This is a genomic window from Lysobacter sp. M15 (assembly GCF_022662515.1).
Classification (GTDB): domain Bacteria; phylum Pseudomonadota; class Gammaproteobacteria; order Xanthomonadales; family Xanthomonadaceae; genus JAKPBU01.
The window spans coordinates 97,128-111,137 of the sequence record NZ_JAKPBV010000002.1 but is presented as its reverse complement, the minus strand read 5'-3'; the positions used below and the strand labels follow the sequence as shown (position 1 = coordinate 111,137).

Here is a 14,010-nt window from a genome sequence, read left to right as displayed (position 1 = left end):
GTTTTCCTTGCAAATCAGGCCTGTAGGGCGGGCCCTGGCCCGCCATCCGGATAAAAATCCGGACCGCGCACGGCGGAGCGTCTTCGAAGCGGCGACGCCGCTAAGCCGGGGATCCCTGGATCCATAGCACACTGCACCAGGACCCACCTTACGTTGCTGGATCTCGGGGAAGGCGGGCCAGGGCCCGCCCTGCGGCTGCACGCTCTCGTCAGGGGGAGTGCAGCGGCCGGCATCGCCACCCGCAGGTGGCGGGATTCATTTCTTCTTCGGCGCGATCATCATCACCATCTGCCGCCCTTCCAGGCGCGGGCGCGATTCGATCACGATGTCATCGCCCAGGTCGGCCTCGATCCGCGCCGCCATCTCGCGGCCGAGCTCCTGGTGGCTCATCTCGCGGCCACGGAAGCGGATGTTGACCTTGATCTTGTCGCCCTCTTCCAGGAAGCGGCGCATGTTGCGCAGCTTGATCTGGTAGTCGCCCTCGTCGGTGACGGGGCGGAACTTCATTTCCTTGATCTCGACCTGCTTGGTCTTTTTCTTGGCCTCGTTGGCCTTCTTCTGCAGCTCGAACTTGAACTTGCCGAAGTCCATGATCTTGCAGACCGGCGGGTCCGCGTTGGGCTGGATCTCCACGAGATCCAACGCCTCTTCCTCGGCCATGGCCAGCGCCTCGTCGCGCGACAACACGCCGATCATCTCGCCGTCGCTGCCGATCACGCGCACGCGTGGGACGCGGATCTCCTGGTTACGGCGGTTCTGCTTTTCCGGTGTACTGATGTTGCAATCTCCAAAATGGAACGTTCCGACCGCACGATCGTTGCGGACGGGCTCGGCTTGCGCCGCAGATGCTACAGCGCTTCGGTACGCAAGCGTTGTGCGAAGTCGGCCACGGACATGGTTCCCAGGTCTTCCCCGCCGCGCGTGCGCACGGCCACCGCCCCGCTTTCCTTCTCGCGGTCCCCCACCACGAGCAGGTACGGCACGCGCTGCAGCGTGTGCTCGCGGATCTTATAGCCGATCTTCTCGTTGCGCAAATCAGCTTCGACCCTGAACCCTTGATTTGCAAGGGTTTTTCTCACGTCCTCGACCCAGTCCGCCTGGGCATCGGTGATATTGGCCACCACCGCCTGGACCGGGGCCAGCCAGGCCGGGAAGCTGCCGGCGTGGTGCTCGATCAGGATGCCGATGAAGCGCTCCATCGACCCGACGATGGCCCGGTGCAGCATCACCGGGGTCTGGCGCTGGCTGTGCTCGTCCACGTATTCAGCGCCCAGGCGACCCGGCATCATGAAATCGACCTGCATCGTGCCCAGCTGCCAGGTCCGGCCGATGGCGTCCTTGAGGTGGTATTCGATCTTCGGGCCGTAGAAGGCGCCCTCCCCCGGCAGCTCCTGCCAGTCCACCCCGGCGGCCCGCAGGGCGTTGCGCAGCGCCGCCTCGGCACGGTCCCAGGTCGCATCGTCGCCCAGCCGCGGCTCGGGGCGCAGGGCGATCTTGAGCTGGACGTCGGTGAAGCCGAAGTCCGCGTAGACCTGCATCGCCTGGCGGTGGAAGGCGGTCACCTCGGACTCGATCTGGGCCTCGGTGCAGAACACATGGCCGTCGTCCTGGGTGAAGCCGCGCACGCGCAGGATGCCGTGCAGGGCGCCCGAGGGCTCGTTGCGGTGGCAGGCGCCGAACTCGCCGTAGCGGATCGGCAGGTCGCGGTAGCTGTGCAGGCCCTGGTTGAAGACCTGCACATGGCCGGGGCAGTTCATGGGCTTCACCGCATAGGTCCGCTTCTCAGACTCGGTGAAGAACATGTTGTCCTTGTAATTGTCCCAGTGGCCGGACTTCTGCCACAGCGACACGTCCAGGATCTGCGGGCAGCGCACCTCGCCATAGCCGGTCTCGCGGTAGACGCGGCGCATGTACTGCTCGACCACCTGCCAGATGCTCCAGCCCTTGGGGTGCCAGAACACCAGGCCGGGCGCTTCTTCCTGCAGGTGGAACAGGTCCTGCTGCTTGCCGATCCGGCGGTGGTCGCGCTTCTCGGCTTCCTCCAGCTGGGTCAGGTAGGCCTTGAGGTCCTTGTCGTTGAGCCAGGCGGTGCCGTAGATGCGGCTGAGCATCGCGTTGTTGTGGTCGCCGCGCCAGTAGGCGCCGGCCACCTTCATCAGCTTGAAGCTGCGCAGCTTGTCGGTGGACGGCACGTGCGGGCCGCGGCACAGGTCGGTGAATTCGCCCTGCGCGTACAGCGAGAGCTCCTCGTCGGCGGGGATCGCCTCGATGATCTGCGCCTTGTACTCCTCGCCCATGTCGCGGAAGAACTTGGTGGCCTCGTTTCGCGACATCACACGACGCGAGACGGGCTGCGCTTCCTTCACGATCTTCTGCATCTCGGCTTCGATCGCCGGCAGATCCTCGGGCGTGAACGGACGCTCGTAGGCGAAGTCGTAGTAGAAGCCGTTCTCGATGACCGGGCCGATGGTGACCTGCGCGCCCGGGTGCAGGCGCTGTACCGCCTGCGCCAGCAGGTGCGCGGTGGAGTGGCGCAGCACGTCGAGCGCATCGGGATGCTTGTCGGTGACGATCTCGAGCGCCGCGTCGTGTTCGATGCGATGGCTGGTGTCGACCAGCCTGCCGTCGACCTTGCCGGCAAGCGCGGCCTTGGCCAGGCCGGGGCCGATGGATGCGGCGACGTCCGCGACCGAGACCGGGGTGTCGAACTCACGGCGGCTGCCGTCGGGAAGGGTGATCGTGACCATGATGATCTTTGTAGGAGCGACGTCAGTCGCGATTCTGGGACTTGCGGGAGCTCGCGACTGACGTCGCTCCCGCAAGCAGGCCGGAAAGCTCCGGAAACAAAAAAAGCGCCCGGGGGCGCCTTCCGCTGGAACTGGGCCTCGGGTGCGTTAGCGCTGGAGCACGGTAGTCCTCATGTCGCACCTCGTTGCATTGCCGGAATTACCGGGAACCACGCATCGCGTGGTGGGCGGTACAGGGTTCGAACCTGTGACCCCTACCATGTCAAGGTAGTGCTCTACCGCTGAGCTAACCGCCCGTTTTTTGAACAATAACCCGGTCGGGCGATGCCCGCCGATCACTTCCCCTCTCCCGCCCGCGGGAGAGGGCAAAGGGTGAGGGCAAAACCCCGCAAGGGGCGCGAATTCTAGCCCGGCGGGGGTTGTGCGGACAACCGGCAAGCACCGTGGGAGCGAGCTTGCTCGCGATTGCCTGTGTCACCCGGGACCGGGCCAAGAGCATTCGCGGCCGAGGCCGCTCCCACAGAAAGCCGGGCGTGGGAGCGAGCTTGCTCGCGATTGCCTTTGGCACTCGGGGCCGGGCCAGGAGCATTCGCGGCCGAGGCCGCTCCCACGGAGGCTGGCGGGGATCGGAGGGTCGCCCCGCCCTATCCCAGGCTGGCGTCCTTCAGCCGGCGCAGCTGGTCGCGCACGCGGGCGGCGTCCTCGAATTCCAGGTCGCGGGCATGCTGGTACATCTTCTGCTCGAGCGCCTTGATCCGGCTGGCGATCTGCGATGGCGAAAGCGTCGCGTAGTCCTCCGCCTCTTCGGCCACCTTGCGGCCCCGGCCGCGGCCGCGCTGGACTTCGCCCGGCTCGGCACGCGCACCCTCCATCACGTCCATGATCGCGCGCACCACGCTCGCGGGGGTGATGCCGTGCGCGGCGTTGTACTCCACCTGCTTCTGCCGGCGCCGGTCGGTTTCGTCGATCGCCGCACGCATCGATTTGGTCACCGAATCCGCATACAGGATCGCCTTGCCGCGCAGGTTGCGCGCGGCGCGGCCGATGGTCTGGATCAGCGAGCCGCTCGAACGCAGGAAGCCTTCCTTGTCGGCGTCCAGGATCGCCACCAGCGACACCTCGGGCATGTCCAGGCCTTCGCGCAGCAGGTTGATGCCCACCAGCACATCGAACTTGCCCAGGCGCAGGTCGCGGATGATCTCCACCCGCTCCACCGTTTCCACGTCCGAATGCAGGTAGCGCACGCGCACGTTGTGCTCGGACAAGTACTCGGTCAGGTTCTCGGCCATGCGCTTGGTGAGCGTGGTGACCAGCACGCGGTCGCCCATCGCCACGCGCTCGTTGATTTCCGACAGCAGGTCGTCGACCTGGGTCGCGACCGGCCGGATCTCGACCTGCGGGTCGACCAGCCCGGTGGGGCGCACCACCAGTTCGGTGATCTCGCCTTCGGTTTCGCGCAGCTCGTACGGACCCGGCGTGGCCGAGACGTAGATGCTGCGCGGCGAGCGCAGCTCCCATTCCTCGAACTTCAGCGGGCGGTTGTCCAGCGCCGACGGCAGCCGGAATCCGAACTCCACCAGCGTCTCCTTGCGCGAACGGTCGCCCTTGTACATGGCGCCGATCTGCGGAATGGTCACGTGCGATTCGTCTACCACCAGCAGCGCGTCCGGCGGCAGGTAGTCGAACAGGCACGGCGGCGGCTCGCCGGGCGCGTGCCCGGTGAGGTGCCGCGAGTAGTTCTCGATCCCGTTGCAGTAACCGACCTCGGCCATCATCTCCAGATCGAACTGGGTGCGCTGGGCCAGGCGCTGCGCCTCGACCAGCTTGTTCTGCGCGTACAGCTGTTCCAGCCGCTCCTTCAACTCGGCCTTGATCGTCTCCACCGCGTTGAGCGTGCGGTCGCGGGTCGTGGCGTAGTGGGTCTTAGGATAGACCGTGTAGCGCGGCACCACCCGAATCGCCGCGCCGGTCAGCGGGTCGAACAGCGACAGCTTCTCCACCTCGCCATCGAACAGCTCGATGCGCAGCGCCTCGGCGTCCTCCTCGGCCGGATGCACGTCGATGGTTTCGCCGCGCACGCGATAGGTGCCGCGGGTGAGTTCGGTTTCGTTGCGAGTGTACTGCAGCATGGTCAGATGGCGGATCAGCTCGCGCTGATCGATGCGCTCGCCGCGCGACAGGATCAGCCGCAGCGAGAGGTAGTCCTCCGGCGCGCCCAGGCCATAGATCGCCGAAACCGTTGCCACCACGATCGTGTCGCGGCGCGACAGCAGCGCCTTGGTCGCGGACAGCCGCATCTGTTCGACATGCTCGTTGATCGAGCTGTCCTTCTCTATGTAGGTGTCCGAGGAGGGCACGTAGGCCTCGGGCTGGTAGTAGTCGTAGTAGCTGACGAAGTACTCCACCGCGTTGTGCGGGAAGAACGCCTTGAACTCGCCGTACAGCTGCGCGGCCAGAGTCTTGTTCGGCGCCATGACCAGGGTCGGCTTCTGGATCGCCTGGACCACGTTGGCGATGGTGTAGGTCTTGCCCGACCCGGTCACGCCGAGCAGGGTCTGCTTGGCCAGCCCGGACTCGAAGCCGGCGATCAGCTTCTCGATCGCCTGCGGCTGGTCGCCGGCCGGGCCGAACGGGGACACCAGCTGAAAGCCGGAAGAAGCGTCGATGGGGGCGATTCGGGCGTTCATCGGGGGCATATGGGGGCGGTCGTCCAGTTTATCGCCTCGCCCGGGGGCGGCCGGAGCCGATCACGAGCGGTGACGCCGAGCCCTGCAGGATATGGACCGTGGCGTGCGGCAGGTCGACGGGGACATCCGGAACCTCGACGGGGCGCTCGGAAACCTCGACGGGGGCATTCGAAACGGCTTTTGCTGGCTCGCCGGGTGGCGGGAGCCCTGCAGACGCCCGGGGCGCACCTGACCCCGATGCGGCAAATTCCTAGGCCCCGCTGCGCCTTGCGCTGATGGGCTGGCCAAGGCGTCTTCGCGATCCTGCGCGCTCCCCACATGGAGCGTGGACATGCGGCGCAATCGCGGATTTACCCTGCTCGAAGCCCTGATCGTGCTGGCGGTGGCCAGCATCCTCGCGTGCATCGCCGTCCCGGCGCTGCGCAACGCCAACGCGGAGGTGCACACCGCCACGGCGAAGGCAGCCTTCCTCGACACCTGGCTCGCGGCGGTCAACCATGCCGCCCTCACCGGTGCCGAAGTCGTGGCCTGCCCCGGGACGGCGGCCGGGTGCACGGGGGGCACCGACTGGAGCCAGGGCTGGATCGCCTACGCCGACCTGGACGGCGATCGCGTACGAGACCCCACCGACACGCTGCTGCGGACCGTGCAAGCCTTGGGCGGCGGGGTCCGCATGCGCAGCACCGCCGGCCGCACCCGCCTGGTGTTCCAGCCCCATGGCGGCAACGCCGGTTCCAACGTCACCTTCACCCTCTGCGACGGACGCGGCCCGTCCAGAGCCACGACCCTGGTGATGTCGAACGGCGGTCGGCTGCGCCAGGGCACGCCGACCGCGGATGCGGCGAGCAACTGCGTTTATGCGCCCTGATCTCTGACACGGCCCAATGCTGGGGGCTCCTCCCACGCACGCGAGCGGACCCGGAAAGCAGAAGGCCAGCCTGTGCGGCTGGCCTTCTGGAGGTGTCTGGCGCCCGAAGTTGGACTCGAACCAACGACCCCCTGATTAACAGTCAAGTGCTCTAACCGGCTGAGCTATTCGGGCGGGGCCGCATATTTTGCGGCCGCCTGTCGATGACGTCAACGTTCACGACCTGCATCCGCTGAGCGGATTGCCCGCGACAATTGGGCACCAAGGCTTGTTCCAAAGCACGTTCTGGATCTTGTTGTGGCCGCCGTTGGTGGTGCAGCTCGAGATCGTGGCGCTGGTCGGGCTGCCGGTCTCTTCGGCGAGCGTGAGTTGCACCACGTTGTTGGCCGCGATCGCGCCGAAAGCGATGTCCGTGTACTCGGCCATGGTGTTGTCATCGACCGGGGGCGAGATCGTGCCGTTGGTGGCGCCAATTGTTGCCGTCGTGACCGCGTAGTTACGGAATGTCGGCACTGCGATCGTATCGGTTGCATTGGTGCCGTCGCACACGGCCGTGGTCACGCTTTGCGATGTCGTTGCCTCGGTCCAGTAGTGCGAAACGCGGACCGTTCCGGCCTGCGGCAGCACGGTGCCGTTCGCGGTCACGCAACGGTGGTCGCCGCTCGCGGGCTTGGTGCACTCGACATTGAGATCCGTCCCCAGCGTGAAGAACACGAACGGGTTGGTGCCACCGCCCGTCACCCGCACGTTGAATGTCGGACCTGCGTTGACGGTGCCGCCGACCTCGAACTCCTGCGCATCGGAGGATTCGCCGCTGGCGTCCAGCGGGTCGACCCCGCCCTCCACCACTTCGCTGAAGGCGACCCCTGAGTTCGAATTGCGCGCCGAACCGGTATTGTTGGCCGTGCCCACGGATGTGCCGACGGTGCGGCCGCCCGACGGCTGAGCCGGATCGGTCGCCAGCAGGTTGCCGCTATTGACCGTCAGGACGTTCTCGTCGCTGGCCAGCCACGTCGCGATCTCGGTCATGTTGATCGTGGTGAAGGGAAGATACGGCAGGATGCATTCGGACACGTCGGAAACCGCGTTCGGCCCTCCCGTCGGACAGGCCCCGGTATCGCCGGTATCGGCAAGAATGTCGACGATCCGCTGCCGTGCATCCTCTTCGAGATAGTCGATGTAGAGTCCGCGTGCATGGACATAGCGATAGTCGCTATTGCTCGGCGCGGCGATCGGCACGGTCGTCGCATTCAGGCCGCGACCGGTTTCGTCGAACAGCGCCTGCGCACCGGCGGGGGCATTGCCACTGCTCGCGGTCGTCGTCTGGTAGCCGCGCACGTAGTCCTTGATGAACTGGGTGTAGGCGGTTGTCGCAGCCGTCGTCGGCAGGCCGGACTTGGCCCTCACCGAACTGACGGGCTGGGTTTCGAGCAAACCGAACTGGCGCGAATACATGTCCGCCGCGGTACGCCAGAAGCCATCCACCCGGATCAGCCTGCAGGAATTGATGTAAGTCCCGTTGGTGGTGTTCGCCAGGACAAGCGTGCCGCTGCCATTGGGGTTGTACTTCTCGCGTCCGTTGCTCTCCCCACTGGTGCTGACCCGCTCCGGATCGAACTTCGCCACCCCGGTCGCAGAGGTGTCGTGGTGGTCGCGACAGCATTCCTGGCAAAGCTCACTCTGTTCGACACCACTCGCGGGCCCGGCGGGCGCCGCCAGCGTCTGGCCCGGAGCATCCGCCGACGAGTCCGGGTCGTAGACGTCGTAGCGTTCGCCCGTCCATATCGCGGGCCATTGCGGCGTGCGATAGATCTCCGGCAGGTTGTTGCCGCCTGCCCCGTACTGGCAGGTGCACTTGATGATGTCGTTTTCGAACCGCTTCTGGATCCTGGCGGCGTCGCCTGTTTCCGGCGTGTAGGTCAGCACGTTGAAGCGGGTGCCGACGATGGTCTGATTGTTGTTTCTGCCGACCAGTTCAGGTTTCGGGTTCGAGGACGCGCTGGAGTCTCCGTTGCCCAACGCGACTGGAATCACGCCAGCCGTAGCCGGGCTGTCCTGACGCACGATCGGGTTGCTGCCGCCGGACTCCGAGTCATCGGGTTGCTGCACCAGCGATGTCACCAGGCTCAGGGCGCTGACATCGGTGCGGGTTGTGAGGGTATGTCCGCTGTTGGCCGCATCGGTCCAGTTCGCTGTCAGGGTAATGCGCCTGAACTGGGCCATGTCGGGATCGGTCGTGGTCGTGGCGGTGAACGTGCCGCTGCCGGACCACGTCGTCACGTTCTGGTTGACCGTCAGCGATCCGAGGTTTGCTTCCGCGCGCGTGCAGTCGAGCCAATCGGTCGTGTCGCCATCACCGCATGGATCCGTGGTGCTCGTCTCCTCCGGTGCATCGCCTTCAGTCAATCCCCCACTTTGCAACCGCAGATCTTCCATGCGCGCGGTCAGCATCGCGGCCACTCGACCACGCGCCTTGGCGTCGGCGGAAGCACGCGAGAGGCTCCCCTGCAGCGCGGCCAGGGCCAGCAACCCGGTCGCAAGAATGACGACCGCGACCATCACCTCGATCAGGCTGAAGCCCCGCATCGGACGAAGGACAGTGCCGCTGTTGGTTGTACTCATGTCTCGCGCTCCGGTCCGTCAGTACGAACGCTGGTCGTTCCAGGCACCCGGCAGGGTTGCCGGCGTAGTGCCTTCGTTCTCGGCGATGGTGCGAAGCACCGTGGCGTCGTGGATGACCGCCGATGTACCGTTGACGTTCATCTGTCCCTGCAGCACCAGCGCTCCGTAAATCGCCGCACCAGCGTTCATCTGTAGTGAGCAGTTACTGGGACAGGCGCCGGTCCCACTGCTGCCTGTAGCAGGGTTCATCGTCGTACCCGTCTCACGGATGAAGATCATGCCGAATACGACGCCCTGGATGCGCACCGATCCGGTCCCCGGGCGGTCCAGCACCAGGATCACCGGTGCTTCCGGTGTCCCAACCTGGACGTTGGAGCCGATATCGCAGTTCGCCTGGCACCAGATCAGGCCCGCTGTCGCGGATGAGGAAAGCAGCGCCGCGGTTCCAAGCTGGCTGGCGCGGATCAACGGGCTGGGATTCGACGGATCGGCCGGGATGATCTTGTCGGCATTGGCATACAGGTGCGCTTCGTCCGGACCAACGCTGCCGGTCGCACCGCTGTCCGGATTCTGGTAGACGACGTTGGCGAGTTTGGTTTCGCCGAAACAGTCGTTGTTGGTGTCATTCCAGGCCCTGACGCCGAAGACGAAGCGGAACAGATCCGGCGGGAACTCGCAGGTCGGGTACGAGTACTGGTCGCTCCTGACGTTGTAGTTGGTCCCCGTACCACGATCTCTGGAGTCGCCTTCCACGTCCAGGATGTCGATGCCCTCTGCCTGCAGATTGCCGCTGTTGTCGTAACTAAGCGTGGCCGGCGCGCCGTTGGCATCGCATCGGCAATCGTCGCAGCGTATCGTCCCCTGGTAGGGCACCGGATTGGCGCTGCCCTGGGTGTAGCGGAAGAACTCGTCTGCGTAGCAGGTGTTGGTGGTACCGGTTTTGGTGATATTCAGGCGGTTCCAGACCGACACCGGCACGCCCGGACCGCCCGCGTTGGGATTGGTCACGATCTGCAGCGTACCGGTGACACCGGCGCTGCCCGAAGCGGTGATGGGCGGCTTGCCCATCGGGTCGTTGAGCGTCGGATACTCGCCCAGCGTCTGCACCAGGGTGGCGCTCGCCGATTCTCCCGGGATCTTGGCCACGCTCACGAAGGTCACCGCCTTCAGGTCTGTCACGCCGCTGGCGCCCGGCGCGCCGCACTGGATCGGCAGGTTGGCCACTGACGTCGCGGGGCGCGCCATGAAGCAGACCACCGGTGCCACGCCGTAGGAAACGCTTGCTCCGTTTGCCGCGGTGTCGATCTTCGACGTCTCCTCAAGCTCGAGCATGTAGTTGGCAAGCGCATTGTCCAGGCCGGGGATGGTGTGGCTGGTCGCGTGCAGGCGATACATCGTTGCCCTGCGCGCCGTATCGGCCGTTCCGTCCCCATCGGTGTCGATCGGCGCAGCTGAAATCGCACCGCACGGAAACGAAATATCCGTCGCAGTGCACTTCTGCCATAGGCTAGCGTCCTCCAGCATTTCGGAGTGTTGGCGCATCAGGTACTCGAAGCCTTGCGCGAGGCCGGCTTCGGCGACTTCATTGACCGCCTTGGCCCGCAGATCGTTGCCGGTGCTGCGCTGTTCGAACAAGCCGACGTTCATTGCGAACACGGTCATCACGCCCGCAAGCAGCAGCAACAGCACCGCCACCAGCAGGACGGCGCCGGACTGGCGCCCCGGATGATCGAAATTAGGATTGACGCGCATGGTCGTTTCCTGGTCGTTAGGTGCCGTCGCCGATGGAACGGATGAAGACCGTCTGGCGCATGGTCCGGGTAATCCCGGAAAGTTCGGTATCCGGGTCGTTGAGGCGGCCGGTGATCGTGATGTCGTACCTGCGCGCGGTGGCGCTCGACACGGCGGGCTGGATATCGAAAGCGGTGATGAGGACCTGGTCGGACCCGAGTTCAGTCCCGGTTGTCGCGCACGTCGCGTTGCCCTGTGCGGACCCGGCCGAGAGCACGAGGCGCTGGTTCGTCGTGTCACGCCGGATGCTGCGCCAGTCGCCGCCAGGCCCACCGGAGTATGCATAACGAACACAACCTGCGGTCGAGGAGTCGACCACCTCATACGGGTTGCCGCCTGCTGCGGTTGCGATGGTGAACGGGTCTTCGACGCTGCGCGCACGCTTGATATCGTTGGCGATGACGGCAAGCGTCGCCCGCAGTTCCTGGTTAAGCCGGGTCGCTTGCAGGGTCTGCCGGTTGGAACGCATCATCGACAGAACGAGCGCCGTTACTGCCCCAATCACGATCAGGCCGATCACGCTGCCGACCATCAGCTCGACCAGCGAGAAGCCAGCCATCGCGGCGCGGCTAGGACGAGACTTGATCATGAGCATACCGGGATCCCCGCCATCGTCGGCTCTCCGCTGGGGGTGCAAAGACGCGCCTGCCCAAGAGCGTTTACCGCAACGTTCACGTCGTAGCGGCCACTCTGCGATGTAAGGGTGACGCCATAGTCGTCATCCAGCGGCACCACCGTGCCGAGCTTGCTGTCGAAGCCAAACGAGCTCATGGACGTCGTGAGAGTCACTCCGCTGAAGGCACTGCCATCAACGACTTGCCTCTGGCCGGACACCATGCATTGGGCCGTATTCGTGCAGTCGCACTCGCCAGCCGTGCCTGCCGGCTGGCCTCCGCTGGGCGGGCTCGCGGCATTCGCCCCGGCACACCACGTGCTGCCGCTGCCGGTGAAGTTGATATTGACGTCCAGATCGGTCTTGACCGCTTCCGCTCGAGCATTGCTGATCAGGCTGACGACCGCCTCGCCTGCCCCGCGCAGACGGTAGCGGTCGAAGAAGTCGCGCAACGACGGCTGCGCCGCCATCGCCAGAATCACCAGCACAACCATCGTGACGACCAGCTCTATGAGCGTGAAACCGCCGGCCTTGCGGGCGTGGCCGAGTTGCATGCAGATACCCCAGGATGTCCCCAGCGCAATCTAGGACGACGCGGCCCGCCGGGCAAGGCACCGGGGGATGGGCGGTCGAACAGGGTGGATGGACGCGCCAACGGGCGCCGCAACACCGCAGGTGCGATGCTAGTATCGTTGGCGAATCCGGGGGGACACTGGGGATAAGGTTATGAACAGCCGGCGCGCACGGGGCTTCACGCTGATCGAACTGATGGTGGTGGTGATGGTGGTCGCAATTCTGGCTGCGATTGCCATCCCGAGCTACCTGGAACAGTCGCGCAAGGGGCGGCGATCGGAAGCAATGAGCGCGGTCGGTGAGCTGCAGCTCCGCCAGGAACGTTGGCGTGCGGAGAATCCCAGCTACGCGGACTCGACCGAGCTGGCGACGATGGGTGCCATTCCTACGCTGCCGTACTACACCATTACCGCGAGCGGCGAATCGGAAACGGCATATACGATTACAGCCACGCCAACGGGCAAGCAGACAGGCGATCGTTGCGGCAATCTTGTGCTGAGCTGGACAGCGGGCAGCGGCAAACCCCTCTGGTCCGGCGACGCCGACTGCAACAACTGACCGAGCCATCGCGTCGGCTGCGTCAAATCAACGGGAATACATCGGAGATCCCGGTCGCGCCGAAGCGGCGCTCCTACAACACCCGTATCAGGCCACGATCTCGTAGCACGGCCGGTACTCACCGGCGATCTTCATCCGGCGTTGCTTCACGAACGCGCGCAGCAGCGCGTCAAGCGCCTGCATCATGGCGGGGTTGCCGTGGATGCGATACGGGCCGAACTGCTCGACCCTGCGCAGCCCCTCTTCCTTGACGTTGCCGGCGACGATCCCCGAGAAAGCGCGTCGCAGGTCCGCGGCCAGGGCGTGCGCCTTGCGGCCCTGGTGCAGATCCAGCGTGGCCATGGCCTCGTGGGTCGGCACGAACGGCTGCTGGAAATCGAACGGAATGTCGAGCGCCCAGTTGAAATAGAACGAATCCTTGTGCGCGATGCGGTAGTCGCGCACCTTCTTGATCCCGGCGACCATCTGCCTGGCGACCTGGTCCGGATCGTCGATGATGATCTCGTAGCGCGAGGCCGCCGCCTCGCCCAGGGTCAGGCGGATGAACTGGTCGATCTGTTCGAAGTACGGCGCCGACGCGGTCGGGCCGGTGAACACCAGCGGGAACGGCAGCTGCGCGTTCTCCTCGCGCAGCAGCAGGCCGAGCAGGTATAGGATCTCCTCCGCGGTGCCCACGCCACCGGGGAACACGATGATGCCGTGACCCATACGCACGAAGGCCTCGAGCCGCTTCTCGATGTCCGGCATGATCACCAGGTGATTCACGATCGGGTTCGGTGACTCTGCGGCGATGATGCCTGGTTCGGTGATCCCGATGTAGCGAGTGTGGCGCCGCCGCTGCTTGGCGTGGGCGATGTTGGCGCCCTTCATCGGTCCCTTCATCGCGCCCGGGCCGCAGCCGGTGCAGATATCCAGCCCGCGCAGGCCGAGCTGGTAGCCGACGTGCTTGGTGTACTCGTATTCGTCGCGGTTGATCGAATGCCCGCCCCAGCACACCACCAGGTTGGGTTCGGCCGGCTGCAGCAAGCGCGCATTGCGCAGCAGGCGGAACACCGCGTCTGTGACGCCGGCCGAGGTCTCCAGGTCGGCCGCGAATTCCGGCGCCAGTTCGATCGCCGTATAGGCCAGGTCCCGCACCACCGCGAACAGCAGTTCGGCGACGCCGCGGATGATCACCCCATCGACGAATGCCATCGCCGGTGCGTTGGCCAGTTCGATCCGGATGCCGCGGTCCTGCTGCAGCACGTGGATGTCGAAATGCGGATACAGCTCCTGGGCCGCGCGCGGATCGTCGCTGTGGCTGCCGCTGGTCAGCACCGCTAGCGCGCAGCGGCGCAGCAGGTCACTCATCCCGGTGGAGGCGTCGCGCAGGCGCGCCACTTCTTCGCGCGACAGGATGTCCAGCCCACCGCGCGGATAGATGTGCGCATCGACGGTGGGAAGGCCGATGTAGATATGGCCCTTGGGAGAGGTTACGGATGCGTTGGTCTTGTTCATCGGACAGGGACTCTAACCCACGCGGGACCGGAAACGGAAACGGCCGGGAATACC

General features: G+C 65.5%; 10 protein-coding genes and 2 tRNA genes. 2 read left to right on the top strand and 10 right to left on the bottom strand.

The window, feature by feature from the left end; all coding sequences use genetic code 11:
• Nucleotides 1-255: 255 nt before the first annotated feature.
• From infC to uvrB, 4 genes are all read right to left on the bottom strand, one after another.
• Nucleotides 256-777, bottom strand: coding sequence for a translation initiation factor IF-3 (infC, locus tag MC380_RS01295; RefSeq protein ID WP_242104641.1), 522 nt, complete (start codon nucleotides 775-777; stop codon nucleotides 256-258).
• Nucleotides 778-848: 71 nt separating this feature from the next.
• The gene (gene thrS / locus MC380_RS01290; RefSeq protein WP_242162575.1) at nucleotides 849-2,747 is read right to left on the bottom strand and encodes a threonine--tRNA ligase; all 1,899 of its coding nucleotides are present in this window, start codon (nucleotides 2,745-2,747) and stop codon (nucleotides 849-851) included.
• Between the two features lie 221 nt (nucleotides 2,748-2,968).
• Nucleotides 2,969-3,043: transfer RNA gene (locus tag MC380_RS01285), tRNA-Val, on the bottom strand.
• Nucleotides 3,044-3,391: 348 nt separating this feature from the next.
• Nucleotides 3,392-5,434, bottom strand: a complete 2,043-nt coding sequence (uvrB, locus tag MC380_RS01280; RefSeq protein ID WP_242104477.1) for an excinuclease ABC subunit UvrB — start codon at nucleotides 5,432-5,434, stop codon at nucleotides 3,392-3,394.
• Nucleotides 5,435-5,765: 331 nt separating this feature from the next.
• Here uvrB and MC380_RS01275 point away from each other — a divergent pair, with 331 nt between their 5' ends.
• Nucleotides 5,766-6,302 carry a GspH/FimT family pseudopilin gene (locus MC380_RS01275; protein ID WP_242162573.1) on the top strand — a complete coding sequence of 179 codons (537 nt, stop codon included), beginning with the start codon at nucleotides 5,766-5,768 and terminating at the stop codon, nucleotides 6,300-6,302.
• Nucleotides 6,303-6,399: 97 nt separating this feature from the next.
• Here the strand turns inward: MC380_RS01275 and MC380_RS01270 are convergent.
• From MC380_RS01270 to MC380_RS01250, 5 genes are all read right to left on the bottom strand, one after another.
• Nucleotides 6,400-6,476 (bottom strand) — tRNA-Asn (locus MC380_RS01270).
• A gap of 42 nt (nucleotides 6,477-6,518) precedes the next feature.
• Complete coding sequence (locus MC380_RS01265) at nucleotides 6,519-8,888, bottom strand: prepilin-type N-terminal cleavage/methylation domain-containing protein (protein ID WP_277929827.1); 2,370 nt, start codon at nucleotides 8,886-8,888, stop codon at nucleotides 6,519-6,521.
• A gap of 54 nt (nucleotides 8,889-8,942) precedes the next feature.
• Nucleotides 8,943-10,676 carry a hypothetical protein gene (locus MC380_RS01260; protein ID WP_242162570.1) on the bottom strand — a complete coding sequence of 578 codons (1,734 nt, stop codon included), beginning with the start codon at nucleotides 10,674-10,676 and terminating at the stop codon, nucleotides 8,943-8,945.
• Nucleotides 10,677-10,692: 16 nt separating this feature from the next.
• Nucleotides 10,693-11,310: a prepilin-type N-terminal cleavage/methylation domain-containing protein gene (locus MC380_RS01255; RefSeq protein WP_242104481.1), complete on the bottom strand. Its 618-nt coding sequence runs from the start codon at nucleotides 11,308-11,310 to the stop codon at nucleotides 10,693-10,695.
• A complete protein-coding gene (locus MC380_RS01250; RefSeq protein ID WP_242162568.1) occupies nucleotides 11,301-11,882 on the bottom strand; it encodes a prepilin-type N-terminal cleavage/methylation domain-containing protein in 582 nt (193 codons plus the stop codon). Before MC380_RS01250 ends, MC380_RS01255 begins: the two co-directional genes overlap by 10 nt.
• 172 nt (nucleotides 11,883-12,054) lie before the next feature.
• Between MC380_RS01250 and MC380_RS01245 the strand changes: the two genes are divergently transcribed.
• Nucleotides 12,055-12,459, top strand: coding sequence for a type IV pilin protein (locus MC380_RS01245; RefSeq protein ID WP_242104483.1), 405 nt, complete (start codon nucleotides 12,055-12,057; stop codon nucleotides 12,457-12,459).
• 87 nt (nucleotides 12,460-12,546) lie between these two features.
• Here the strand turns inward: MC380_RS01245 and ppnN are convergent, their stop codons facing one another.
• Nucleotides 12,547-13,956 carry a nucleotide 5'-monophosphate nucleosidase PpnN gene (ppnN, locus tag MC380_RS01240; RefSeq protein WP_242162566.1) on the bottom strand — a complete coding sequence of 470 codons (1,410 nt, stop codon included), beginning with the start codon at nucleotides 13,954-13,956 and terminating at the stop codon, nucleotides 12,547-12,549.
• Nucleotides 13,957-14,010 lie beyond the last annotated feature (54 nt).